The organism is Armatimonadota bacterium, from assembly GCA_013314775.1.
In the GTDB taxonomy this organism is placed as follows: Bacteria; Armatimonadota; Zipacnadia; order Zipacnadales; family JABUFB01; genus JABUFB01.
Map to the genome: position 1 here is coordinate 135,544 of JABUFB010000010.1, position 25,181 is coordinate 160,724.

A 25,181-nucleotide genomic window follows, 5' to 3' on the forward strand; every position below is an offset into this window, starting at 1 on the left:
CGGTTGCGGCGTCGATCATATCGCTCCCGATCTGCTTGCCCTCAACGACAACGACCGCGACCAAGTGCCTGATCGCGGCCGTTCGGATAGTCTGATCGGTTGTGAGTCCCGTGAGAAGGAGTGACCCCTGTCTGGCGAACGCAAGGACGTCACTCATCAGGTCCGCGGCGAAGCACCCGGTTACAGGGACATCCGGGTCAACCGCGGGTACGATGGGGTCGGCTTGCAGTGCATGAGTAGCATCGGCGAGCTTCAGAGGGATCGCTCCTGGCTGTGCCGCGAATCTACTGCGTGCAGTGCCTAGTCAATGAATCAACATTCTACGGTGATTCCTGAAGGTGTCAAGCTGTTTGTGCATCTTTTCTCAATCAACCCCGCGATGCGCGGCAAAACATCCTGCAGGCCCGCACTGCAGGAGGGCGCGGACGAACCGGCGGCGAAGTTTATGGTTCACAGACCATACAAAGCAGCGCCCTCGGACCTACTTCCCCCCGCATCTGGGGGATCCGCCAGAGGCCCACCCAATGCTCTGCAGTCACGGCGTCCGCGCCGCACTGGCCGTCACCTTTGCGCTCCTCAACACCGCCCACGCCCAGGAGGCGTCAGTTGTGATTCAATCCGCCGAAAACGGGCAGGAAGTGTCAGCAACCACCTATCGGGCCGCCGTTACGAAAGAAGGCTACGTCTCGAAGCTCACCATCGCCGACAAGGAGTTCTTTCGCGGCCCGCAGGGAGCCTACTTCTACCAGGACGGCGTCTTGCCGCTGCCTGAGATCACCCGCCCCGACGCAAACACCATATCGGCGCGCGGCGAGAAGGCCGAACAAGTGTCCGTGTTCGGGCCGGATACCATCACCTGGAAGCTCACCAACAGAACTGAGAGAAACATGGTCTACGTGATCGTCTTCACCCCGGCGGTGCAGGCGGCGCGGGACAACGCGGGAGAGTACTGGAAAGCGCCCCTTGAAGCGAACTGGACGGATTCCACGTGGTTCATCGGGCCCGCGAAGCTCGAGATCAAGGGCGGCACCCGGGTCTGGGGACCATTCGCGACCAATCATCAGGTCTGGCAGGTGGACATCCCGGCGAAGTCCACCCGCGAAGTGACGCTGACTGCCGGCACCGCAACTGAAGATGAAATGGAGCGGGCGGCGAAAGAAGCGGCACGGGTCATTGAGCCCCCCACCGACCCCGAGGGCCCCATGTGGGACCTCAACAGGCTCTCAAAGCCGCCCGCTTACGAACTCGCCGAAGGCTATGACGAACCAGGACTGCAAGCTATCTTCTATGAGGGCGAGCCCTTCCGCGGCAGACCCACGAAAGTCTTCGCGTGGTTGGGTATTCCCAATGTTCCCGAAGGCGAGAAGGTCCCGGCGATGGTCCTGGTTCATGGCGGCGGAGGCACCGCATTCGCCGGCTGGGTGAGGATGTGGAATGATCGGGGCTATGCGGCGATTTCCATGGACACCTGCGGCTGCACCTCCGGCGGCGAGCACGGTGCCCGCCCTCGACATCCCGACGGCGGCCCGCCGGGCTGGGGAGGCTTCGGCCAGATCGACTGGCCCCGCGAGGATCAATGGACCTACCACGCGGTATCAGCCGCGATCCTTGGTCACTCTCTGCTGCGCTCACTGCCCCAGGTTGACCCCGACCGCATCGGCCTGACGGGCATCTCGTGGGGCGGCTACCTCACTTGCATCATCGCAGGCATAGACAACCGGTTCAGATTCGCGGTGCCCGTCTACGGTTGCGGGTACTACCTGGAGACCAGCTTCGGCTCCGCTGTCCGAAGCCTCGGTGGAGAGCGTACCGAACGATGGATGCGCTGGTGGGACCCGTCGAACTACCTGAAGTTCAGCGCTACGCCCATGCTCTGGGTCACCGGCAGCAATGACTTTGCGTACTGGTTCCCGGCGCTGCAGAAATCGTACCGAGAGACCCAGGGAACCCGGGACCTGTGCATCCGCCTGCGCATGCCCCACGGTCACGGCCCGGCAGGCGAGGCCCCGGCGGAAATCCACGCGTTCGCTGACTACTTCCTCAAAGGCGGCCCGGGTCTGGCGAAGGTCACCGGCTGGGGACGTAACGGGAACAAGGTCTGGGCCACGTTCCGAAGCCCCGTGCCGATCATCAAAGCCGAACTGAACTTCACAAGGGACCTGGGCAACTGGCCGGACCGTCATTGGGAAGCAGTCCCTGCCGAGATCGGCGAGGGCGGTCTCGTGACCGCCGAACTTCCCGACGGCGCGACGGTCTACTACCTGAACCTGTTCGACGAACGCGACCTCGTGGTCAGCACGGAGCACGAGGTGTTGAGGGAAGAGTAGTCGCTGCGGATCCCATTCCCTGGCAGGAGGCCCAACCATGTCTTTCGCCCTCGCTATTCCGGCCGCAGCAGCGTTCTGTTCGCTGCTGGCGGTCTGCGCATCGGGCGCTCCGGAGCGTCCCGATCCGTCGGAATTCACCAACTACCGACCGGACCTGCCGGCGGCGGCGCCTCAACGAGTGACCGACGCCCTCCCGCTGTCCGACCAACAGAACGCCGGCAACTGGGTGCCCTACCTGCCCATGACCGACGAATTCGAGGGCAATACCCTGGACCCGGAGAAGTGGTGGCCGACCAATCCCGAATGGCTTGGTCGGCAGCCGGCGTTCTTCTCGCGGGACAACGTGCGCGTTAGCGATGGAAAGCTGCAACTGACTATGTCGAGGCAGGAGCCGCCGGATGAACTGAGGGCGAAGGGTTACCACACGTGGGCTTCGGCGGCAGTGAAGAGCAAGGGGACCGTATTGTACGGGTACTTCGAGGTCTGCGCGAAGCCCATGAAGTCCCACGGTTCCAGCGCGTTCTGGTTCTATAACCATGACAGCGAGCGCTGGACGGAGATCGACATGTTCGAAATGGGTGCCGGCGCGCCCGAGCACAAACGCAAGGTGCACATGAACGTACACGTGTTCTTCACCCCGGAGGACAAAGAACACTGGTGCCGGGCGGGTATCTACGAAGCGCCCTTTGACCTCGCCGACGATTACCATGTCTACGGGCTGGAGTGGGACGAGAAGGAGATCAAATTCTTCGTGGACGGCGCGCTGGTGCGCAGAGGGCCGAATACCCACTGGCACCAGCCACTAACCCTCAACTTCGACAGCGAGACCATGCCCGACTGGTTCGGCCTGCCGAAGGATGAGGACCTGCCCTCGACTTTCAGCATCGAGTACGTGCGCGCCTGGAAACACGTCGAAGGCGGGCAGTAAAGAGCAATCGGGGTGTCCGCCTACTCGCCCCAGAACGCCTCGCAGGCGCCGAAAAAGAACATGTCCATCTGCTCCTGTGACAGCCCCAGCACATTGCGCAGAATGTCGTGATCCTTGCGCGCATGCACCGGGGCATTCTGCGCCAGGCCATCGGGGCTGGAATCCACCCCGAACATGAGCCGCTCCACGCCACAGAAGGGCACCGCTTTGCGCAGAGCCTCCTCGCGCCAGGCATCAGGCGTCCCCCGGCAGGTATCGATCCACATCTGGCAGTTCTCGAGCTTGTAGCCCGAGGCCGCCCGAAATCGCCCGAACACCGCGATGCACTCGTCCACCCAGGGCCAGCTGATGTGCGCGAGCGAGAACCGCAGACCGGGGAAGTTCAGCAGCGCCTCGTACAGCACCGGCCGGCAGAAGCGGGAACTGTCGCCAAAACCGTACAGGATGCCGGAATGGAACTGGATCGGCTTGCCCAGCTCCTGCACTTTCTCGAACACGGGGACAGGCAGATCGTCACAGGGCGACCAATGGTCCGGGATCATCTTCACCCCCCGCAGGCCCAGGTCCACAATGCCGCGTTCGATCTCCTCTACCATGCCTTCAGCTCGCGGGTTCGCCCAGATCAGCCCGTAGATGCGGCCCGGGTCGGCGCTCTGGACTTCGGCGACGTGGTCGATGACCCGGCGCACTTCGGCGTGGGTGGCCGTCTCATGGGGCGCGAGCCCCCGCCCTGGGTAGGCGGAGAACAGGTTGATGCGCTCAATCCCCGCGGCATTCATCTGGTCGATGACATACTGCCCGGTCTCCGTACCCTTCAGGTGGCAATGACAATCCCAGACGCGCATGCTTTGGGTCCCTCCAGTGTCCCACCCGCATTAGTCTCACTTCGCCGGCAGAACCACAACTCCCCACTTGCCCAGCTCGATCTTCTCACCCGCGTCGCACTCCTTCTGGAACAACGTCACCGCATTGGCCGGCGAACCGCCGAAGAAGACAAACTCCGGCAAGTTGGACTTCGCGAACCCGGCGCGGTAGAGGGCAAGCTCCACACTGTCTTTGTTGCGTTCCGGTGTGGGCGTCAGCACCCAGACGACGCCGGGCTTGTCCACCGTGGCCCGGATGCGGTCGATGTTGCCCCGCAGGAACCGCGCGCCCTTGAGCGGATCGGGGATCGCCTCGACCTTGTGGGTGGTGCGGTTCAGAAAGAGTTGCGCGCCGATCTCCAGCGGCGCCCACTCGCCTTCCTGCTCAGCGAAAGTCGCCGCCGAACCCTTCATGAGCGGCGCGCCGTCTGCATTGTCCGACAGTTGCAGCGGCTTGTGCTCCAGCGTGCCGGTGGCGCGGTTGACTTCCACCCTCAGTCGCAGCTTGCCCGAAGCATTTTCCCCAGCGAGCACATCCGCCTCGGTGAAGGTCGCCATAAGCACCAGCTTCTCGGCGTAACGGGAGTAGTCATAGATAAGGTAGATGGTGCCGTCTTCCGCCTGCGTGGCATCCGGATACGAAACGCCCACTCGGTCGTCAATGTGCAGCTCGCCCTGCCAGGTCCTCCCGTCGTCCTCGGACAGATACGCGGTCAAGTGGGAGCGCGTGCGGCCGTCTGGAGGCGAGTGTTTCACCAGAAGCAGGTTCCCGGAATCCAGTCGGCGCAGGAAAAATCGAGCCGTGGGCACGTGGGGTATCCACGAAGGTCTTCCGGGCGCCCATGTGCGGCCTTTGTCGGTGGAGAAGCTCTCGCCGATCCCGTAGGATGCCCTGGCCAGTAGCCACAGAGATCCATCGAGGCGCTCGATGATATGATGCTCGTCGCAGGAGCGCCCCGGAATATCCGCCCCGCCCCGATACGCCCAGGTCTCGCCCTGGTCTGTAGAGACCACCATGTTCGAGCCGGTAGGGTCTTCGGCCTTGCGCAGATGCCCCGGCTGGACGGAAGGCGCATTGGCCCAGACCGCCGCCGGCAGCACCCATTCGCCGCTGCTCAGCACCACGGGCTTGTTCATCATGACCCCATCGCACAGGCGGCGCGGCGTGCTCCAGTTCGGGGACTCATCTCCCGGGTTCTCACTGACAATCGCCCAAACGCCGCCCCGTCCGTCCCACAGATCCCAGGCCTGCGCCCAGAAGAGCCACATGCGACCCAGCGGGTCGATCCACAGGCAGGGGTCGAAAGCACGAACCGGGTCAGGCGGGTTTACGACCAGCACCAGATCGGACCAAGTCTGCCCGTCGTCAGCACTGGTATTGAGCATCACGTAGTTCCACGGACCCTCCGTTGGGCCTCCGCCGTACCACGTGGCCCACAGACGACCGTTCGCGGCCCTCTCGATGCCCGGGATGCCCTGGAAAGAGCGGGTCTCCGGCCCATACTCCGGCCCCGGATTCAAGATCACCGGCGGCGGAGTGAGCGCGGCGTCGGAAATGTCGGGGCGGTCAGGCATTACGGCTCCTTCCTGTGCCGGTGCAGGGACTGCAACGCAGAGCGCGAACACAAGCCCAAGCAGCAACCACTGCATCCCTCGTCTGCTTTCACCGGCTTTCTGCCGCATCATCCAGGTCATGCCATATCCGGCGTGATCGCCAGCGTCACCGCGTGTTCCAGGGCAGCGTCGCCGGGCAGCGTCACATGCAGACCAGCGGCATCGCGGCTCCATTCCACTGTGCCGCTGTAACCCAGCAGAGACACGTCGGCGATCCCACTCGTATACAGCTTCAGGCTGGAGCTCAACGACTGGATAGTGAGCTTGCGGTCGTCAGGTACTCCGAGGACGATTGCGTACAGCTTCGAGGCGCTGGTGGTGAAGCGCACATCCCGAACGGTGTAAGGCTGCTGCTCGTGCTCCCGGAAACCAGCCGGAACGGGAGTCTCGCCCTCACCATACACTACCCACGGGCGAGTGCCGTATATGGCCTCACCGTTGACTGCCAGCCACTTGCCCACCCCGCGCAGGCAGTTGGCGGCTTCGTCCGGAATCGTGCCGTCCGCGCGCGGCCCCACGTTGAGGAGCAGGCATCCGTTCTTGCTCACGATGTCCGCCAGATCGTGCACGACCGAGGCAACGGTGCGGAACTCGTCATTCTCGATGTATCCCCAGGAGCGGAAGCTCAATGAGGTATCCGTCTGCCAGAAATAGTCTCGCTTGTTCTCCAGCTTTCCGCGCTCGATGTCGAAAACAGCGGCCGATGGGGGGTAGGCGTCATTCTTGTAGTTGATCACCACACCTGTGCCCCACTCCGCCGCGCGGTTGTAGTAGTAGGCCGCGAAACGCTTGAGATAGGGCCGGAAAGCAGGCTCCTCAATCCACCAGTCGAACCAGAAGACCTGGGGCCGGTACTTGTCAACCAATTCGCAGCATCGAGCGAGCCAGTCCTCGAGGTACTCCTGGTCGGGCTGGGTCTCCTTGGGCTGCGCAGGCCCGTACAGAGAGGCGAATTGCGGGTCCTGGACGTCTGAGTCGAACTCCTTGCCGCCGTTCATGAACCACCAGTGTTCGGCCCGGTGTGAGGACACCCCGAAGACCATGCCCTCGTCGCGCGTCGCCTGGGCCAACTCGCCGATTATGTCGCGCTTCGGGCCCATCTTCATGGAGTTCCAGTCAGAGAGCGCGGACTCATAGAGCTGGTAACCGTCATGATGTTCGGCCACCGGCACCACGTAGCGCGCGCCAGCGTCTCTGAAGAGCCTGGCCCACTCTTTCGGGTCAAACCTGGCGGCGGTGAACTTCGGGATGAAGTCCTTGTAGCCGAACTCGGTCTGCGGGCCGTAGGTCGCGATGTGGTGCTCGAACTCCCGCGAGCCTCGGCAGTACATGTTTCGCGGATACCATTCATTGCCGAAAGCTGGGACCGCGTAGACGCCCCAGTGGATGAAGATGCCGAACTTGGCATCCATGTACCAGTCGGGAACGCGGTAACCGGTAAGGGAGTCCCAGGTGGGCTTGAACGGCCCGGGAGGAGTGATGATGCCCATGATCCGCCCTCTTCTCGTAATGTGCCCGAAACACGGGCGCCAAAGTGTGTGTCCCTACTCCGCAGGCACGAAGCGAACGGTGATCTCCCCGCGGGCCTCATTGGACACCACCCGCAGATTGATACGGATGAGTCGCTCGCCCCAGATCCCCTGCAGGCGGCCATCTGTGAGTGGAACCACATCCAATTCCATTCGCAGCAGGTCCGAGTCATATTCCAGAAAGCCGACGCCCGTCTCACGACCCTCCGGCAACTGGGCGCGGTTGAGCACCAGACGCCCCGGACCTGCCCGCTCCACCTCGCACGGAGTTATGAGATGCAGCACGGTCTCCCCTGACGCCTCCTCAAGCTCGTACCGGTCTTCGATAGCGACCTCCATCTGGCGCACAAGACGCACCGCGCGCTCCCACCGCTTCACCTTCGCCTCGGCCGGATACGCCCCAGCGATGTCCAGGCTCAATGTGGATGCGAGGTCGTCTGCGTAACACCGGGCATCCCGGGCCGCGAACTGCTTCCCTGGGGCCTGCTGGACGCCGTTGATGGTGGGCAGATTGTGATAGGCTGACTGCATGGTCCAGATCTCGTAGCGCCGGCCGCTGAATGTCTTCGCGGTGTATGCTTCGACCCCCGCATCCACCAGAACCGGCTTGCCGCCCTGGAAGACAATGAAGCTCCCCACGTCATTGTGATTGTGGCTTTCAGCATTGTGACCGCCCTTGGCCGCAACGAACAGGCCCTCAATCTTCCCGGTGCGGTCGCGGGTAGTCATGACCTCGATCACAGGCAACCAGGAGTCCCGCGGCAGCGGCTGCACTGCCGGACAGCTCTGCATCTCAGCCAGTGAAAAGACGGTGCGCAGGCGGCGGCCAAGGCTCGAGGTGGGCCCCTTCGTCAGGGTCTCTTGATCCTTCGCAAGCCAGGCCCCCATCTGCATCATCTCGGGGTCGTCGATGGCTTTGCCATAGCCGTAGGTTACTCCGGGATCGACCTGCTGGATCGCAGCGGCATCGGCGAAGTTCACATAGTACCGGCCTGCAATCTGCACCCGGTATATGAATCGGCCGATCTCCTGGATCAGGGGCTCGTCGAAAACATCCACCGCACCCCTCGTTGCGCTGTGCAGCAGGTCCAGGCAGTCATACAGCGAGGCGCCGGCGCGTCCCCAGTAACCCGGGCCCTCATCGCAGCCCCCATCCGCCGGATAGGGGTCAATGAACTTGTCCACCACCTGCATCGCCTTGACCACGTGGGCAGCGCGCCGCGTCTCGTCCTCTTCCAGCAGCAGAGCGCAGGTGAGCCAGTTGGAGCAAATCCACGGGGTCCAGTTGTTGACATTCTGCCCATGCAGGCCCATCCAGCCGAAGTCGTCGCGTTCCATCACCGGAGCCAGAATCCGGTTCTCGATCTCCATCCGGATGCGAGGCACTATGAGCGGCGACACCGTGTCCAGCCCGGGGGCCAGCAAGTACAGCGTCCAGGCCAGCAGCGCGCCAGTCTCGGCCGCGAACAGGTCAACGACGGGCTCGGTCACATCCGGCAGTCCTCTGCCCGCTTTCTGGACGCCAATGTGTGCCGGAATGCACCAGGATGATTCCTCGCACACCCCCCAGACGCCGTTGGTGATCTCGTCCAGGAACGCGCCCTGCCCCTCGGTGCACTCGGCGATCACCAGATCGCACAGGGCAGTCCGGCGCCTGTGGCAGAGGGTCTCGTACCGGGAGCGGTTGCCGTCGCGGGCGTAATCCAGGTACCGCGCCGCGGGAAGGAAGGGCCAGTCGAAGCCCAGCTTTTCCCGGCCTCGCGCGATCTGTGCCTCTCGCAGTGGCTCCGGCAGGTCATCCCAGGCTTCACGTTCCGACGCGGTGGCGAAAGGCCTCCATTCGTCTCGCGGCACAAGCAGTTTCTCGATCTCGGCTTGCGACCATCTCTGTGACAGCATAAGTGATCCCTCGAAGACTCAGGGCGCGCGGATTGCCACGCGCCCGTTCTCTTGCCATAGCCGCCTCTAGTTGGGCTTCACGAGCACCCGCAGGCGCTTGAGCGAATACGACGACGCGTTGTGCTTGAAGGTCCAGTCGCGGGTGTCGCCGTCGCTGTTGCCGATGCCGATATCCGCGTTCCCGCCGGCCTTCCAGTTATTGATGGCGAAGATGGTCTGCTTCGCCTCATGGTTGTGGACCTGCATCGAGCCATAGCCATCCTCCGGCGGACCATACTGGTCGCCGAAGTCCCACACACTCGCCGAGGCATTGGGGATGCCGATGGCATTGGGCTGGCCGTAGTTGTGTGGCCAGAACTCGATGTTCCCGCCGGTGAGGCTGTTTCCCGTGACGATCCCCGGCACGTTGGACAGCACATTCATGTTCTTCACTCGGGTCTGGAACACAGCCTTGCTGGCAAGGGTCGGGACCCCGATCTTACCCGGGTCCTGGGTGAAAGGATCCATCGACACGTAGACCCACTGCGTGCCCTGCCCGGCCGTCTCCAGTTCCAGGAAGTACGCCACGCGGCTGAACCCGCCTGTGATGCTGCTGTGGTTATCCACCGTGTAGGCGACGTCTTTCCCCAGTTTGGAGAGGTCCAGGTCATACACCAGTACGAAGTCCCGGGCCTCTCCGACTTTGAGCTTCAGCCAGTCTCGCGTCGGCACTTCGCCCGCGCGGAAGGGAACGGCGGGCAGGCCCTCGCGGTTGGACAGGTTCGGCTCAGCGTTCTTGTGCCAGGCGAATCGCACGGCCACCGGGTCCGGCACCTGCGGAGAGGACAGGACCACGCTGTCACCCTCGATTACCGCGTCAGCCGGGGTGAAGTCGGTCTCGGCGCCCACGATCTCAAACCAGTTGAGGGGCTTGCCGTCCCGGGATACCAGGCCGCTGCCCACGTTGTCGAACCGCACCCTGAGCTTGCCAGCCTCGATCTCCAGGGCTTTGAAGGTCGGGCCGGAGGCCACAGTCTCGGGCCGCCCATAATCGTTCTTCAGGGCAAGCAACGCCAGGCGCTTGCCCACATCCTGTTTGTTGCGGGGATGGATATCGTTCAGGTCGGAAATGTCATTGGCCACCGCCATTCCGGTCCCGGGAATACTCAGCGCCGCGGCTTGTGCTTCCCAGAAAGTCGGAAGAACGTAGGGGTCTTCCGTGCCGTAGCTGTAAGGCGCGATCTGCACGTAGTAGAAGGGGAAGTCGCCCTGTCCCCAGAGCTTGCGCCATCCCTGGATCAACGCCCGCATCTTCTCGGTATAGAGCATGCCCTCGCCGTGGTTCGACTCGCCCTGGTACCAGATGGCCCCCCTGATCGCGTACGGGATCAGCGCGTGGATCATCCCGTTGTAAAGGCTCGTGGGCTGCTGGGGCCCGGTGAGCGGGAGCAGTTCACTGGGATATGCTGGAGAGGGTTCCAGGATCTTCTCCTGCGCCATGCTCTCGCGAGCGGTGCCCATCCAGGCCTCAAGTGCGCCAAGATAGCTCTTGAGCGTGTCCTTGTAAGCATCGGTGCGCGGGTCGGCGAGAGCGACCTGCTTCGCGATGCTTTCAAGCGCCGGGACTTCCTGGAATCCCACCGGGGGAATCCAGGGCTCGATGCGCGTCCCGCCCCATGAGCTGTTGATCAGGCCGATAGGCACGTTGAGTTCCTTGTGCAGGTGCCGGGCCATGAAGTACCCGACTGCCGTGAAATTGCCCACGGTTTCGGGCGAGCAGACTTCCCACGGGGCGCTGATGTCGTCCTGCGGCAGTCCCTGGGGTATCTTTGGGATCTTGATGTGGCGAATCTTGGGGTATTGGGCGGACGCGATCTCAGTGTCCCGGTCGTTGCTGTTGGAGACGACCCACTCCATGTTCGACTGTCCCGAGCAGAGCCATACCTCGCCCACGAGGACGTCATCGAGGGTCAGCGTGTTCTTGCCGGTGACGGTTAGGCTGAAGGGGCCGCCTGCGGGCATTTCCGGCAGCCAGACCTTCCATTTGCCGTCGGCACCGGCTGTGGTTGTCACGGCGGGCATGTCCCCGAGCTTCACCGAAACGGATTCACCCGCATCTGCCCAGCCCCAGATCGGTACGGGCATGTCTCTCTGCAGTACCATATGGCTGCCAAAGAAGCCGGGCAGCCGCACATCAGACCAGCCTGCCGTGGCTGCGCCGACCATGACCAGCGCGACGACGAGAAGCTTGAGCGATCTATACTGCATCTGCATTGCCTCCATGGGCCCGCCTGAGGAGCCCCTAGTGGTACGTGAGTCTGAACGGCAAGTTCGACAGTGGTGCGGCGAAACCTGCGGCAATGAGACATTCCAGCACCGGATCATCTTAGCGCGCGGTGCAGGGCCTGAAGCTGCCGGAGTGTCGCCCCGGCGATGTGGCCCTCCTGGTAGATACCCACATTGAGCGTCACCACGCCTTGTACTTCCCGGCAACAGGACAGGAAGCGCAGGAGAACGTCATCGTCATACTTCGGCGGATCCATGGGTCCAGGTGTATGGTGCCCCCAGAAGCAGTCGATGGGGACGAGCGCGTGCCACTGACAGCGGGTGCCCTCAGCAAATCGGGAGTCCGGCAGGTAGAGGCGAGCGTTGTCCTCACGGCCGAGACGGATACGCCCGTCCACCAGTTCTTCCACCTCGCCCGACAGGTAGTCCTGCTCATCCGATAGCGGCCGGGTGATCCCGATACAGAAAGACCCGTCATTGAACGCCAGCGCGGCATTGAGGTTACCGGCCCGCGACGCCGATCCCCACAGTGGCCAGTCATACAGGCTGTTGTGGAATACCGGCCAGGTATAGCAGCCGTCATACCACCAGCCATCCAGCAGCTCGCCAAACCGCTCGGCATACTCTCGGATGAATGCGGTGTACCGCCGCTGGAACTCGCTCTGGTCTTCCGGGTTCCACGCGAAGGGCTCGTGCAGGACCGTGGGCGCATTCACCTCCGCCGGCAGGTAGGCGATGAAGCGCTTGCCAAGGGCCTTGACCCCTTGCGCAAGCTCAAGCACCAGGTCGCGCCTCGAGCAATGCCCCGGGCCGGCGAGGGCATCCAGCGTGGCACTGGGACTGGCGTAAAAGCCGGAGTTCTGGCCGATGGTGAAGATCAACCAGCCCGCTCCGCTCTCCTCGAACTGCTGCAGAAAGCGTTCCAGATTGAACGCGTCCACGGCTCGATCCAGGTCGGTGATGCGTTCCCCACGCTCCGGAGCAGGTCCGGGGGCGATCCAGTGCACCATCATCCCGAAGGGCGCTTCATCAACCATCCAGTCGCAGCGATGCCTGTCCATGCCGGCCTCCGCCGTCTTTCAGTTAGCCGTGATCAGGGCTCGTGGCAAGTTCACCGCTCCTGCCTTTCAGACCTGCCTGAGTCTTGTCGCAGCGGGACCTGCCGCCTCGGCGGTGATGGGCTCGGTCACGTCAACCCTGTCTTCACTTTGCATCGGGGGAGGTAGGGTGCGTGGGTTACAGGGGCAGGAAGGATGCCGATGCCCCCACAACGACGGTGGGGCTAGATGACCCGGTCCGCGGCTTCAGCTGAGACGGGCACCGCCGGGATGCGCCTGGGTCAGGATGAACCGCCCTCCTCATGGCACGGCATTGGATGTGCCACCAGCAGTGGACAGGAGCCAACGCATCCCGATCTCACCGGAATGGATCCCGAACCTCCTGTCTGGCCGACTTGTTTTGCCGGCGCACATTGTCGGAGGCGCCACGTCGTCAATCCACCGCCGGCTTCCCATATTCCGCGGGATTCTTGTAGTACCAGTCCACCAGACTAGGCGCGAGCAGGCGCCCCTTCGGGTCGCGATTGTTCCGGTACACGACATTGCGCGAGTTGTTGTCGGCGTCCCACCGGGCCAATGGGAAAAAGCGCATGGACAGGCTCCCGGCCTCCTTCGGTATGGTGACGGAATCCGTGGGGAAGTCCGGCACGTCGATCACGTTGTCCTCCATCACGATGTTGGCGTAGTTCGCGTGGAGCACCTGGAAACTGATGCCGATGGGGTAGGACATCTCGCCCTTCGCGTTTTCGAAGGCCCGTCCGGTGATGTGGTTTCCCCGGATGACAATGTTGCGCATGCGGATGCCCTCACCCAGCGACTGACCGTACAGATGGATCCCCGAGGCGCCCCACGGGTTCTTGCGTGGGGCGCCAAGGATGATTTGGTTGCGCTCCACCAGTGTGTGCTCCCGGCGCGGATGCTGGATCGGCAGGTTGTTCTCACCCTTGATCTGCAGCGACACGCCGTACGCCACATTCTCGAACAGGTTGTCGGTAATGGTGGTGTACCGGTCCCACCAGCTCATCACGAACACGCCGGCGCCGTCGAAGTTGGTCACGCGATTGCCCCGGATGGTCAACCCAATGCAGTTGCTGTAGGTTATGCCGTTCAGCGGGCTTTTCTGGGTCTCGGGGTCATACCGCACGTCGTGGATGTGGCAGTTTTCTACCAGCCCGCCGTATGAGGGCCACCAGTTGTTCTCGTTCTCGCCGCCATCGGCGGGGTCAAAGTCCGGGTCCTTGCCCTGCGGGGTGATCCAGCTGAGATCGTCGAAGTTGTTCGCCCCTCCGATCCCGATGTGGGTGATCTCCGCCACGTGCCCGGCCACGTCACCATTGTGCCCGGCGTCAGTGAAGTCCAGATCGCGCAGAACCGCGGCCATGCGGCAGGCCTCATGCTTGTAAACGAGGGTCTGTGCAACCACGAAACACTCCCGCGAGTTGCCCGAAGCCGGGTCCCAGCCCGTCCCGTAACCTCGCAGGTTCACGCGCTCTACGAGTGCGCCGCCGCCCCGAATATGAATAGCGTGGATTGTGCAGTGCTTATCCTGTCCATCGAAGTTGCAGTCGACAGTGAGGTCGCGGACCGTACAGTAATCGGCGCTCTCGTAGAAGTTGCGGTTTGCGATAACGATGAAGTAGTTGTCGCCGCGCCGGTTCCCGGCCGGGTTCGTGCCGTCCAGCAGGCGGATGATAGTCCTGTCTCGACCGGATCCTTCGATCCGGTACCACGGGCCAAGGTCGATGGAGTGGTAAGTGATGCTTGGGTCGTAGTGCGCCGGCTTGCCCCGGACACCATAGGTCTTCGCCAGCAGCTTCACCCGGTTGAACCGTTTCAGGCAGGCGTTGATGGCCGCCTGGTCGTCGTGGGCATCCGGTCCGTCGCCGTCACCATATGCCCCGAACCACTCGGCGTACACATCCGCGTATGGGTCAAAGACCCGCAGGTATCGTCCCGCGCCCGCGACCGGCTTGAGCACGGTGCCGCCGTCGGGTTCCGCCCCAGAATCCGCGACGAATCGAAACACCCCGCCACCGTCATCGCCGGGTGCATGGTAGCCCTCGACCTGGAAGTACGCGCCGTCCGCCGGGTCCTTGACGGCCAGCAGTTGATCGACAGTACTGACGGTCGTGACCTGTACGCCCCTGGGGATCAGCGTCTCTCCCGGCTGCCCGAGTGCAAGCGCCGGGGTGAGCCACAGCGCGAGGAGCACAAGTGCGACGGTGTGTCGGGCGTCCCGCCTGCACGCAGTCGCCATGTCAGTCATCCTCCGTGTGAAAGCTACTCATCGCGGTTGTTCCCCACCCGCACCGCGGAAATCCAGATCTGTGAATCCCCTCCGCCCAGACCGATGCGCTGGAAGGGCTTCCCGGGCGCCAGTGCCTCGGGCGGTGCGAGGAAAACGAGAGTATCCCATTGCTCCTCGCCCGACAGCGGCTGCTGCGGCCTGACCGGAGTCCAGATGCCGCCCTGTGCGTAGCTCTTGTTCTCGCCGTCCGTATTGACGACGATGGACGTCAGTTGAGACTTGCCCCACACGTCCATCTCGATGCGCAGCGGCTTGTCGGTCACGGGGCTAGGGGCGATGAGCGTCGCCCAGCCTGCGACACCGTCCCCCACGCCGGTCTCGTCGGTGTTCCAGCACTGCCGCCCACCGAGCTGCATGGGTGCGCCCAGCCCAGACGCGATCACGCCAAGCTCGTCGCTGAGCTTCATCCCGTCGATGAGCTCGGCCGCTTCGCGCACGCGGATGAACGAGAGCGCCTTGCGCCCGTGGTCCAGCGTCTCTTTCAGGGCTTCCCGGGTGTAGGTCTGCTCGAACTTCGCCCGAGCCTCCAGGCAGCGGATCATGTGGTAGCCATACTGGAACACAGCGGCCACTTTCGCCACACGCCCCTTGTAGGGCTCCGCATCTGCCAGCTTCGCGGCCTTATCCAGATGGGTCATGGCGCGGTCGAGATCGGCAAAGCTGAACAACCCGGGCACCTGGTGGATCGGGTTGTCGCTGAAGGACTGCCCCGACTCCTTGATCGAGTCTGCCACCGCCGCATAGTAAGCGGCCATCTCCTGCGCCGCCGGGCCGAACATGTGGCTCGTCCAGTCCGCCGCGAGCGCATCCGCATCCGCCGAGGGGTCCCACAGCTTCCGGGCGATCACGTAGTACAGGGGTCCATCCAGCGCCCAGTCACTGAGGCTGCTCTGGCAGTAGTACCGACGGATGCCCAGGCTGTACAGGTGGTCAATGTCCGCCGCGAAGGTCTGCGTCACCGGCCTCGGCAGCCGCCACCACATGCTCTTGCTCACGTACGAGTAGAACAGCAGGTCCGGCCGAAGCTTGGCCCAGCGCTGTAGGAGAGCATTGAACTGCGCGTTCGGTTCGGAAGTGGGGTCGGCGATGGGCCGGGAGTAATCCGCGGGGGCGTAGTGACACAGCCATGGGATCACATTGGGCTCGGGGACAATGGTGTCCGGCGGCTCTGCATAGTTCACATACGCCAGCACGAGGAGCAGCTTGTCGGGATGCACTTCCGCCACTTTCCGCGCCACCTGGTTCGCGAACCAGAACACCCGGTCGCCCATGAAGGGCCGCTCCATTGCCAGCCCCTGCTTCGTGGTGCGCCCACCGCAGAGTTCTTTGTCCAACGCCAGGCACTCGTCACATTCGCACCAACCGTAGCCGTCATTGGGCGAGATCGAAATCACCTGCAGGGCCGGGTCCTCATCGAAGACACGAATGACGCGCCTTGCGAACTCTTCCGCGAGACCCGGCGCGGTGACGCAGAGCTGCTTGCTGTGCAATGAGGTAGGCACGCGCTGGCCGTTGATGAGCGGAGACCACTCGGGGTGTTCTGCGAAGTACGTCTCCGGTGGCATGATCTGGTGATACGCGTGGCAACCGGTGACAGAGCTGGGAAGATAGTACGCGCCGCCATTAGTCTTCGCGGATTCGGCCGTGTAGAAGCCGTTCAAGCCCATTTTCGGGCCCCAAACGCGCCCCTGTTCGCCGGTGCCGACGAATGTCCGCATGTCGAACTCCGGGGCCGAAGTCACCTGAATTGGCTTCAACCTCACCGTCGTCGCCGCAGGCACAAAATCCACATCTTGCGACAGCCAGCGGCATCCCAGCGCTTCCTCCAGGAACCGGTACACGCCGTAGAGCGTCCCGCGATCTGATCCGCCACAGATGATCACACCGCCCTCGCTGGCGCGCAACGTGAATCCTTCCACCTCATCGGGGGCGACTGCTTTGCCCTGGGACGTCGGGCCCACGTGGACCGGGATCCCGGCCACATCGCCGCCTTCACCAACCACAGACAGCCTCGCGCCGCTGATCTGCTCCAGGTACTTCGCCAGCTCATCGGCGGCGAAGCGCACCGTGTCGCTTGCATGAGCCGGGATCACAATGGTCGCTTCAGGAACGGAATCGCGCACGAGCACGATGTCGGGCTGGCACCACACAGTGACGGGGAAGAGCGCAAGGAGCAGAAGGTCTCGCATGTGGATCGCCTCCGCTGTGCGTTATCGCCTATGGCGTGCAGACCAACATTCCTTTCCCGGGGGTTCGCTACCTGCTTACGCGGCCAACACAGGACACGGGTGCCCATTGGGCGAACTCTCCGATGCGCGCCTGAACCCGCGCTAGATCCCATCGCCGGAGGCTCTCCCATGCCCGGTTACCCCGAAGTCACCTTTCCCCTCGGCGGGTTCCTGCCCGAACCCACCGGCGCCACAATCCGAGAGCCGGCGCGTGATATCCCGATCATCGCGGATTGCGACGTGGCGGTTCTGGGAGGCGGCCCTGCGGGAGCCTGTGCGGCCGCTGCAGCCGCAACCCTCGGAGCGAGTGTGCTGCTCATTGAGCGTTTCGGCTTCCTGGGCGGCATGTCCACCGCGGGTATCGTGAACATGTGGCACCCATTCTATGGGATGGACGGAGAGACACTGATCATCGGTGGCTTGCCCCGGCAGCTTGTCCAGCGCCTGCAGGATATGGAAGCGGTCTACAACACCGCCGAAGACGGAGAGACGGGCAACTGGGTTATCTGTTCGGAGCACGCGCGGTTCGCATTCGACGACATGGTGCTGGCCAGTGGGGCGAAGGTGCTGGTCAACGCTCATCTCGCCGGAGCGATCCGCGAGGGCAGACGGGTCACGGCGGCGTTGGTCGAGACAAAGAGCGGGCGCGGGGCGGTGTTGGCGAAGTCCTTCATCGACTGCACCGGGGACGCCGACCTGGTGCGCCGGAGCGGCGTGGAGACGGAACTCGGCGATGCCACCGGGGCCTGCCAGGCACCCACCCTATGCTACCGTCTCGACAACCTCGGGCCCGGTGGACTGGGGGCGTTGTCGGCGGAGCTCACAAAGCACACCATGGACTACAATGGCCAGCCCTTCCCCGCCTTCTTCTGGGGCGATCGCTGGCCGGGCACTGAGACCGAACACTTTGCCGCGGGCACCCGCGTGCTGGATGTGAACTGCGCGGACGCCTTGAGCCTCGCCCGGGCGGAAATTGAGGCGCGTTACCAGTTGCGCTGGGTGCTGGAGCGCGCCAGGCGGATGCCGGGCTGGGAGAACCTGCGCCTCGTGGCCGTCGCCACGGCATTGGGGCTGCGTGAGAGCCACCGAATAATCGCGGATTACCAGGTCACCGGCGATGACCTGCTGTGGGCCAGGCCGTTTGAGGATGCGGTCGCCCAGGGCACTTACCCCATAGACATTCACACTCCCGGCGCGCCGGGGATCGTGTTCAACCGCCTGGACGGCACCTTCCACCGCATCAACCCGGACCGTTCCACGGAGAGCGGGCGCTGGGACGGCGAGCCGGTGAACGCGCCGAAGCGCAACGCGCTTTGCTATCAAGTGCCCCTGCGTTCCCTGATCGTCCGGGACCTGGACAACGTGTTCGCGGCCGGACGTTGTGCGGGAATGACCCACGAGGCAGCCGGTGCTTTGCGGGTGATGGTGAACTGCATGCAACTGGGGCAGGCGGCGGGAGTCGCGGCGTCGCTCAGCCCGGATGGGAATGCGCGCGAGGCAAGCGCAGAGGCCGTGCAGGATCGCCTGCGGGAGTTGGGGATGCCCCTGCGCTAGCGGTTGTCCGTGCTGTGCATTGGGGGACCGACATCCGAACGTGGCCCGCACCGGAGTTCGGTGCTTGTACCCAACGCGCCGTCTGCCTTCGCCTGCCGTACTCAGGCCTTGTAAGGGCCGCCAGTATATGGCCAAGGGCGGAAGCCCCTGGCTATGGGCGGTCGCCCCCGTTGGGCGCTCACGGGACGGCGGCGCTCTGCGGGCCTGCCACGGCCCGGCACCCCCAATGAAGCGAGGAGCGGGTGCCGGCTCTCCAGCTGCTACCCTCCCGCCTTCTCCCAGTTGAACTCCACATTGTCCAGGTAGAATGTGGCCGGGCCGGTGGCTACGGACATCACCACCACGCAGTCCAGCAGCTTGAATTTCGGCGCATGGTCTATGCCCTCCAGCACCTGCGCCTCGCCACCTTCCGGGCGGATGGTCAGCGTGTACGTACCCGTATTCTGCGGTCCAAGGCCGCAGGAGATGTCGAACCGGACCCGCTGCCGCGCTCGGTATGGATGATGTAGGTCAGAAAGCCGGCGATGGTGTCGCCAAGCTCCGTCACAATCGCCCAGTCAGTGTGCTTGCGGATGACCCCCTCCACCTGCCCGCGCTTATTATCCTGCCAGTTGGGCCATTGGAGCGCAAACAGCTCATCCCCCACCATTCGGCGAAGTGACGCGTAGACGGGCTCCCATGCGGCGACGGCAATGTCCCCGCAACGCTGGGCATCCTCAAGGCGAGCGGGGCGGATCAGGGGCGATGGCTTGTCGGTCATGACCGGGGAGTCCTCTGTGGAATTGTCCGGGGACGGGTTCTGGAACTGGCAAGTGAACGCTACGACCCCCGAAGGCCCGGCGGAATCGGCACGCCCATCTGGTCGAAGAACTGCCGCAGGATCTGGTTTTGCAGCTCCGGGTTCATGGCCATATAGACTGCCCAGGCCAGGGACAGGATGAAGACGAGAGTGCCGATGATCCCCAGCACAATTCCGGCGATGGTCACACCCGTCTGCCGCTTATTCTGGGCGATGATGGACAGGATCAGGCCCACCGGGCATAGAATGGGCAGGCAGCCGCAAGATAACAGCCCCACAATGCTGAAAACCAGGCCGACGATCCCCATGGTGTCGTCATGGGGCGGCTCGGGCGGAGTGATCCGCGGCGGCTCCTGGTAGCCCGCATATTGGGGCGGGTACGGTGGCGGCACGGACGCCGGGGGTGGCGCAGGAGGCTGTTGCCGGGCAGAGCTGGGCGGAAAGCGTGTTGGCACGGAGGCGTAGGCCGGGCCACGGTATGGCGGCGGGGGTGAGGCAGGTGGGACAGTGCCGGCGGAAGGCAGCGTCCGGTTGCAGTGGGGGCAGACCACGCGTGATACGGGCACGGCGCCCCCGCAGTGCGGGCAGGTTCTCTCGTTTTCCACCTGACAGCCTCCCGTGGCAGATTCAGCAGACGGCCGCGCCTGGCCGCTCAGTTGAGTGAGAATGCGCCGGCGCTGTCCCCATCCGATTCAGGTCTTTTCGCACGCTCCAGCGAAGCGAGCAGGAGCCGGTAGTGCCCGGTTTCCTCGAGAAGAAGCTCTCGCTCGCGGAGCAGTCGTTCCGCCGGCTGGAGCATCTCCAAGAGCCTCTGGCGCTCCTGGACAGACGCCGTGATATGGGCAGCAATCATGAAAGACAGCGGCTCTGGGTCCTCCGGGACATGGATCTGGGCATGGGGAATGCCGATGAGCTTCATGATTGCCGCGACGTGTTCCTGGAGCATCTGCGCGAGTTCCCGGCACAATTCGGGAGATACGCGGATATCCTCCTCCCGGGGCCTGTACGGCTCAACCACACCACGCAGGAGATCGCCATCGATCTCGACCTCACGGATGCGAAACCGGTCCTCGCCGACGACCACGATGTCCAGGGCCCTGTCCTGAAGCGTGTCATTCTCGGCAACATGCACGATTCGCGCCAGCGTTCCCACATTGCGTGGTGAGGCAATCCCGCCCACTTCGGGGCCACTGTCGATGAGCGCCACCCCGAAGGGGCTTTCTGCATCCAGGCATTCCTGGACCATCGCGAGGTACCTGGGCTCCATGATGAGAAGCGGCATGGGCATCCCCGGGAAAAGCACGGTATTCAGAGGCATCAGTGGCAGTCGCATTACTCATCACCGCCCTCCAGGCAAGCTTTCTTGGTCGCGGCCAATCGGCATCGCGACCCCTCTTTTCTCCATTATACCACGCACAGGAGGAACCAGACCATGGGCAGACGAACTATATGGTATAGTAGCACGGACGACACACCCAGGCTTAGCACGTGGGGGAAACAGCGATGGGCGTCAGTGATGATATCAGACTTGTTCGGGCCCGCGATCTCATCTTCTCCACCGCCGAGAAGGATGCGGCGGCGGACCTGTGCATCGCGAACATGACCTATGGCCTTGCCAAGATCCACATGGTCCAGGAGTCGCTGGGGCACCCGCCGGACGCCTGCTTCGTGGGCACACCCGACATGACCATCACCCGCAACAGCGGACGCTGGAGGGCCGGAATCGGCTACGGGGGCAAGCTGTCATGGGGCGACGGAAACCGGGATCTGCTGGTCATGGATGTGAAGCCCAACACCTGCGGAATGCTGGTGGGAGGCCTGCAAGAGCGCCCGGACGTGGTTGAACTCACGGGACGCCTGCACGACCTGCACCGCAGCGACCTCGAGCTGGACGGGGTGCCCATCAAGTGGGACTTTGGCACCGGCAACCATTTCATTGACATCTACGAGACCGCAGAGACATTCACCGCCACAGACCTGCCCCGGTACATGTTCGTCATCCACGCTTCCGGCGCCGAATTGCGCGGGGAGAGCGCCCATGGACCCGGCCTGTACTGGGACGATAGCGGTGCCTGGAAGCGCCGGTATCAGATCGTCGAGACCCCGTGGGGTCCCATGCATATCCTGCGGGGCGATGATCTCGCAGAGTACATGGAGGTCTACTGGAAAACAGACGATTTCGCCATACGCCGGCGCGAAATGGCGGCACGTGAGCTCTTCGGCGACATTACGCTGATCGCTAACATCAATCATCAGGGGCTGGCCGACCCCAATGTGATCCTGCTCGGCTGCCAGAGCACCGTGACCGAACCCAGTACACTGCTCCCCATCATGGTGCGGGCCGATCGCCCCGCCTTCCTCATGGAGGGACTGCCGAATCTGACCCTCGACAAGGTGCGCGAACTGGGCTTCGAGGAGCGCGCGGAGAACGCTGGTGTGCTCGATCGCCTGCTGAACGCCAACGTCATGCCCCACGGCGCGGGTTACTCCCTTCCCCACCTCAGCACCGTCAGGCGAGTCATCGAGATCGACGGCACCCGCTATTTCGAACTCGAGCGCCTCAACCAGCGCGATACCCAGATCATCAGCGACCCCAAAGACCTCACCTGCGGCTACCGCGATGAGTCGGTGGTGCAGCGCACGGTAGAGTGCGGCATGGGACGGATCGCGGCGCGCCTGGAGCCTCTGTTTGTGCTCAAGTCCTGAACCTGGCGGTGGGCCCTGCCTGCAGGGGGTTAGAGATAATAGCGGAAATTTGCGATGACAACCCCCGGCTTGTTTCGGAAGGCGATCTGCAAGAACAACGCGGTCTGGTTATGCAAGAACTGGACCAGGAAGCCCTGGATCACCACCTCGGGGATCACAATGGTCACGGTGTCGAAGCCTTCATCCTGCATCGCCTTCTCCACATACTCCAGCAGCGGCTCGGCAACGCTCCGGTAAGGAGACTGCAGCGCCACAAGGCTGATGCCCAGCCCGTAGCGTTCCCACCCACTGAGCAGACTGGGCCGCGGGCGATCGGACTCCGTCTCAACGTGCACCGCGCGCACGTCGCCATCGGGACTCGACAGGCTCTTGGCGTAATGAACCGCTTCCAGCATTCCCCGATGGACGCTTGCAACAAGGACAAGAACCAGGTTCCTGCCGGGCGGAGGCGGCTGGGGCGTGCCCTCCAGGCTGAGACGCCGTCCGAACCACTCGTAATGCTCGTGGATCCGTAAGAACAGGAGCACGAGTGCTGGGATCACCACTACTACAATCCATGCGCCCATAGACCACTTGCTGATGGCGATCACGAGCGTCACGCCCCCCGTAATTACCGCGCCGACGGCATTGATGGCGACCCGCTGCCGCCAGTCCACCTGCTCGTCACGCACCGATATCCAGTGCCGCACCATCCCGGCCTGCGATAGCGTGAAGCTCAGGAACACGCCCACCGCGTAAAGCGGAATGAGGCGATGGGTCTCGCCCCGGAACGCGGCGAGTAGGAACCCCGATGCAAGGCCGAGTAGGAGGATGCCGTTAGAGTACACGAGGCGGTCGCCAATGTTGCCCAGGGGACGGGGCAGGTAGCCGTCATTCGCCTGCACGCTGGCAAGGCGCGGGAATCCGTTGAAACTGGTGTTTGCGGCCAAGATCAGGATAACAGCGGTGAAGAACTGCACCGCGTAGTACGGTACGGTTCGTCCGAAGGTGCCCCGGGCGATCTGCGAAACCACGGTCTCGTCGTGCACTGGGATCACGTGGTAGAGATTGGCGATCACCGAGGTTCCGATGAAGAGCCCGCCCAGAAGCAACGCGAGCCACGTCAGGACTTTCGCGGCATTTGCACCGACCGGTTCGCGGAACGCCTGGACGCCATTGCTCACTGCCTCGATGCCCGTCAAAGCTGCGCACCCGGACGAGAAGGCGCGAAGGATGAGGAAGAGGCTGACCGCACCGACCGCGGCCTCATCCGTGTGCGCCGGGAGGGGCTCAACGGGCCCCTGCCCGGAAAGCCCGCGCCACAGGCCAGCCATAATCACCACCAGCATGCTCGCCACAAAACCGTAGGTTGGAAGCATGAAGACCCGCGCGGACTCCCGCACCCCGCGCAGATTCGCGATGGTCACGGCGGCGATGGCGGCAAGCCCCAGGGCGACTCGGTGTTCGTACCACGCGGGGAACGCCGATGTGAGGGCCGCGATGCCGGCGGCAACCGAGACGGCGACGGTAAGCACATAATCGACCAATAGCGACGCCCCGGCCACAAGGCTGGGGATGACGCCCAGGTTCTCACGAGCTACTGCGTAAGCGCCTCCCCCGGAGGGGTAGGCGTAGACAACCTGCCTGTAGGATGTCGCAACGATCGCGATCAGCACCGCGATGGCAAGCGAGATCGGCAGCGACAGGTGGAGCGCTCCAGTCCCCGCGTAGACGAGGATGAGCAAGATTTCCTCCGTGGCGTACGCAACCGAGGAGAGCCCGTCCGATGCGAAGACAGCAAGCGCGGCGAAGTTCCCGAGGCGCTCGTGGGCCTGTTGCACTGTGGCAAGCGGTTGCCCCACGAGCATACGACGGAGTATGCTGGGCATGACCAAATCATCTCTCAAAGGATCGCGGAAGACCCACTGGCTCGCACGGCAGTACTCACGCCAAAACGGGGGTGCGGGGCCCCCAGCGCGAGAGGCTAACTGGGCAGCCCACCACATAACCCCGTTGGAGGATGGCGGTCTTATCCGGTGAGTCTTGGCTGTGTTCCGCTGTTGGCATTGCGTCCTGCACGGGAATTATAGCCCTACAGGCGCGTGCTGTCGATGAGGATACGCCGCTTGAGGCACAGCGGTGGCCCGGAATAGCACCCGTCCGACACGGAGGCATTTCCCGGCGGGCGGCGAAGCTTTCTCCATTCCGGCCAGTGAGCGTGCCAACGCCAATCTGCCAAGGACGGTCCGACATGGAAGCGCCCAAGATCGGCTGTAATACCCTCTACCCCGACGGAATGCTGGGCGCCGAGGAAACCTTCACCACCGACTGCCACCTGCGCGCGCTGGACACCATTGCGGATGCCGGGTTCGATGCCGTCGAGTACTCCCATCCCGCGCCACTGGATGACGAGGGGCTTGCGCGGGTCGCGAATCATACAGCCGAACTCGGGCTCATTTCGTGGTCCCTGCATGCGTGGATGTCCCTGCCGGGCACGAGGGACGGAATCCCGGCGGCGCTGGAAGCCTACGCCGACTCGGCAAGGCGCGCGAAAGCCCTGGGGGTGCGGGTAATCGTAGTCCACAGCAGCGGCGGCATTGCGCCCGAAACCCTTCAAGAGCGGCGCAAGGCCAACACGGAGACGCTGGTGGCGTTCTCGGAGATGGTGGGCCCGGACATCACTATCGCGGTCGAGAACATGACCTCCCGCGCAGACTGGGAGTTCCTGGTGCCCCTGGTACGCGAGGTGGCCCTGCCCAATGTGGGACTGAACATCGACACCGGACATGCGAACCTGGGCGACATGAATGTGGTGGACTGCATCCGACTGGGCGGCGACCTGATCCGCACCACCCACCTGCAGGACAATCACGGCGCCCGAGATGACCACCTTCCGCCGGGGTTAGGCACCATCGACTGGCTTGCGGCCATAGCGGCTTTCCGCGAGGTCGGCTACAGGGGTGTCTACATGGTGGAGATCACCGACTGCCCCTACCAGCGCGAGGTCGACCCTCGCGGCGACACATTCAAAGCGGCGCGCAACCTGCGGGGATTCCTGGAGGCGACCGGGTAACCCAAGACGGGCGTCGGAAGACCGGGCTCCCACAGGCGCGAAGCCGCAAAC

The 25,181-nt window shown here is 63.6% G+C and carries 17 protein-coding genes; 5 read left to right on the forward strand and 12 right to left on the reverse strand.

All coding sequences use genetic code 11. From position 1 onward, the window contains the following. Positions 1–1,139: 1,139 nt before the first annotated feature. Positions 1,140–2,327, forward strand: coding sequence for an acetylxylan esterase (locus HPY44_13625; protein NSW57046.1), 1,188 nt, complete (start codon positions 1,140–1,142; stop codon positions 2,325–2,327). A 37-nt stretch (positions 2,328–2,364) separates the two neighbouring features. After that, entirely contained in the window at positions 2,365–3,255 is an 891-nt protein-coding gene (locus HPY44_13630) for a family 16 glycosylhydrolase (GenBank protein NSW57047.1), read from the forward strand. A 20-nt stretch (positions 3,256–3,275) separates the two neighbouring features. Here HPY44_13630 and HPY44_13635 read toward each other — a convergent pair whose 3' ends face one another. From HPY44_13635 to HPY44_13670, 8 genes are all read right to left on the reverse strand, one after another. Further along, the gene (locus tag HPY44_13635; GenBank protein NSW57048.1) at positions 3,276–4,100 is read right to left on the reverse strand and encodes an amidohydrolase; all 825 of its coding nucleotides are present in this window, start codon (positions 4,098–4,100) and stop codon (positions 3,276–3,278) included. A gap of 36 nt (positions 4,101–4,136) precedes the next feature. Then, the gene (locus HPY44_13640) at positions 4,137–5,693 is read right to left on the reverse strand and encodes an exo-alpha-sialidase (GenBank protein ID NSW57049.1); all 1,557 of its coding nucleotides are present in this window, start codon (positions 5,691–5,693) and stop codon (positions 4,137–4,139) included. Between the two features lie 116 nt (positions 5,694–5,809). After that, positions 5,810–7,222, reverse strand: coding sequence for an alpha-L-fucosidase (locus HPY44_13645; GenBank protein NSW57050.1), 1,413 nt, complete (start codon positions 7,220–7,222; stop codon positions 5,810–5,812). A 54-nt stretch (positions 7,223–7,276) separates the two neighbouring features. Then, positions 7,277–9,160, reverse strand: coding sequence for a heparinase II/III family protein (locus HPY44_13650; protein ID NSW57051.1), 1,884 nt, complete (start codon positions 9,158–9,160; stop codon positions 7,277–7,279). Positions 9,161–9,226: 66 nt separating this feature from the next. Continuing rightward, positions 9,227–11,407 carry a 9-O-acetylesterase gene (locus tag HPY44_13655; GenBank protein NSW57052.1) on the reverse strand — a complete coding sequence of 727 codons (2,181 nt, stop codon included), beginning with the start codon at positions 11,405–11,407 and terminating at the stop codon, positions 9,227–9,229. 113 nt (positions 11,408–11,520) lie between these two features. Further along, complete coding sequence (locus HPY44_13660) at positions 11,521–12,486, reverse strand: hypothetical protein (protein ID NSW57053.1); 966 nt, start codon at positions 12,484–12,486, stop codon at positions 11,521–11,523. 430 nt (positions 12,487–12,916) lie between these two features. Next, positions 12,917–14,740, reverse strand: coding sequence for a right-handed parallel beta-helix repeat-containing protein (locus HPY44_13665; protein NSW57054.1), 1,824 nt, complete (start codon positions 14,738–14,740; stop codon positions 12,917–12,919). Between the two features lie 23 nt (positions 14,741–14,763). Then, entirely contained in the window at positions 14,764–16,980 is a 2,217-nt protein-coding gene (locus HPY44_13670; protein NSW57055.1) for a DUF4838 domain-containing protein, read from the reverse strand. A gap of 168 nt (positions 16,981–17,148) precedes the next feature. Here HPY44_13670 and HPY44_13675 point away from each other — a divergent pair, with 168 nt between their 5' ends. Then, the gene (locus HPY44_13675; protein NSW57056.1) at positions 17,149–18,573 is read left to right on the forward strand and encodes an FAD-dependent oxidoreductase; all 1,425 of its coding nucleotides are present in this window, start codon (positions 17,149–17,151) and stop codon (positions 18,571–18,573) included. 421 nt (positions 18,574–18,994) lie between these two features. Here the strand turns inward: HPY44_13675 and HPY44_13680 are convergent, their stop codons facing one another. The 3 genes from HPY44_13680 to HPY44_13690 form a co-directional block, all read right to left on the reverse strand. Then, a complete protein-coding gene (locus HPY44_13680; GenBank protein ID NSW57057.1) occupies positions 18,995–19,333 on the reverse strand; it encodes a hypothetical protein in 339 nt (112 codons plus the stop codon). A 59-nt stretch (positions 19,334–19,392) separates the two neighbouring features. Next, positions 19,393–19,764 (reverse strand): DUF4190 domain-containing protein, encoded by a 372-nt coding sequence (locus HPY44_13685; GenBank protein ID NSW57058.1) that lies wholly within the window; start codon positions 19,762–19,764, stop codon positions 19,393–19,395. Between the two features lie 260 nt (positions 19,765–20,024). Further along, complete coding sequence (locus tag HPY44_13690; GenBank protein ID NSW57059.1) at positions 20,025–20,705, reverse strand: LON peptidase substrate-binding domain-containing protein; 681 nt, start codon at positions 20,703–20,705, stop codon at positions 20,025–20,027. A 170-nt stretch (positions 20,706–20,875) separates the two neighbouring features. Here HPY44_13690 and HPY44_13695 point away from each other — a divergent pair, with 170 nt between their 5' ends. Beyond that, positions 20,876–22,078: a hypothetical protein gene (locus HPY44_13695; protein ID NSW57060.1), complete on the forward strand. Its 1,203-nt coding sequence runs from the start codon at positions 20,876–20,878 to the stop codon at positions 22,076–22,078. A gap of 29 nt (positions 22,079–22,107) precedes the next feature. Here the strand turns inward: HPY44_13695 and HPY44_13700 are convergent, their stop codons facing one another. After that, a complete protein-coding gene (locus HPY44_13700) occupies positions 22,108–23,946 on the reverse strand; it encodes an APC family permease (GenBank protein NSW57061.1) in 1,839 nt (612 codons plus the stop codon). A 362-nt stretch (positions 23,947–24,308) separates the two neighbouring features. On the opposite strand from HPY44_13700, the gene HPY44_13705 reads away from it, so the two are divergent. Further along, the gene (locus HPY44_13705; protein NSW57062.1) at positions 24,309–25,130 is read left to right on the forward strand and encodes a sugar phosphate isomerase/epimerase; all 822 of its coding nucleotides are present in this window, start codon (positions 24,309–24,311) and stop codon (positions 25,128–25,130) included. The last annotated feature ends 51 nt before the right edge of the window (positions 25,131–25,181 follow it).

Bases quoted from the DNA above. Each gene is read 5' to 3' on its own strand.
- HPY44_13625 (NSW57046.1), top strand. From the start codon at position 1,140: ATGGAGCGGGCGGCGAAAGAAGCGGCACGGGTCATTGAGCCCCCCACC.
- HPY44_13630 (NSW57047.1), top strand. From the start codon at position 2,365: ATGTCTTTCGCCCTCGCTATTCCGGCCGCAGCAGCGTTCTGTTCGCTG.
- HPY44_13635 (NSW57048.1), bottom strand. From the start codon at position 4,100: ATGCGCGTCTGGGATTGTCATTGCCACCTGAAGGGTACGGAGACCGGG.
- HPY44_13640 (NSW57049.1), bottom strand. From the start codon at position 5,693: ATGCCTGACCGCCCCGACATTTCCGACGCCGCGCTCACTCCGCCGCCG.
- HPY44_13645 (NSW57050.1), bottom strand. From the start codon at position 7,222: ATGGGCATCATCACTCCTCCCGGGCCGTTCAAGCCCACCTGGGACTCC.
- HPY44_13650 (NSW57051.1), bottom strand. From the start codon at position 9,160: ATGCTGTCACAGAGATGGTCGCAAGCCGAGATCGAGAAACTGCTTGTG.
- HPY44_13655 (NSW57052.1), bottom strand. From the start codon at position 11,407: ATGCAGTATAGATCGCTCAAGCTTCTCGTCGTCGCGCTGGTCATGGTC.
- HPY44_13660 (NSW57053.1), bottom strand. From the start codon at position 12,486: ATGGACAGGCATCGCTGCGACTGGATGGTTGATGAAGCGCCCTTCGGG.
- HPY44_13665 (NSW57054.1), bottom strand. From the start codon at position 14,740: ATGGCGACTGCGTGCAGGCGGGACGCCCGACACACCGTCGCACTTGTG.
- HPY44_13670 (NSW57055.1), bottom strand. From the start codon at position 16,980: ATGCGAGACCTTCTGCTCCTTGCGCTCTTCCCCGTCACTGTGTGGTGC.
- HPY44_13675 (NSW57056.1), top strand. From the start codon at position 17,149: ATGCCCGGTTACCCCGAAGTCACCTTTCCCCTCGGCGGGTTCCTGCCC.
- HPY44_13680 (NSW57057.1), bottom strand. From the start codon at position 19,333: ATGACCGACAAGCCATCGCCCCTGATCCGCCCCGCTCGCCTTGAGGAT.
- HPY44_13690 (NSW57059.1), bottom strand. From the start codon at position 20,705: ATGCGACTGCCACTGATGCCTCTGAATACCGTGCTTTTCCCGGGGATG.
- HPY44_13695 (NSW57060.1), top strand. From the start codon at position 20,876: ATGGGCGTCAGTGATGATATCAGACTTGTTCGGGCCCGCGATCTCATC.
- HPY44_13700 (NSW57061.1), bottom strand. From the start codon at position 23,946: ATGCCCAGCATACTCCGTCGTATGCTCGTGGGGCAACCGCTTGCCACA.
- HPY44_13705 (NSW57062.1), top strand. From the start codon at position 24,309: ATGGAAGCGCCCAAGATCGGCTGTAATACCCTCTACCCCGACGGAATG.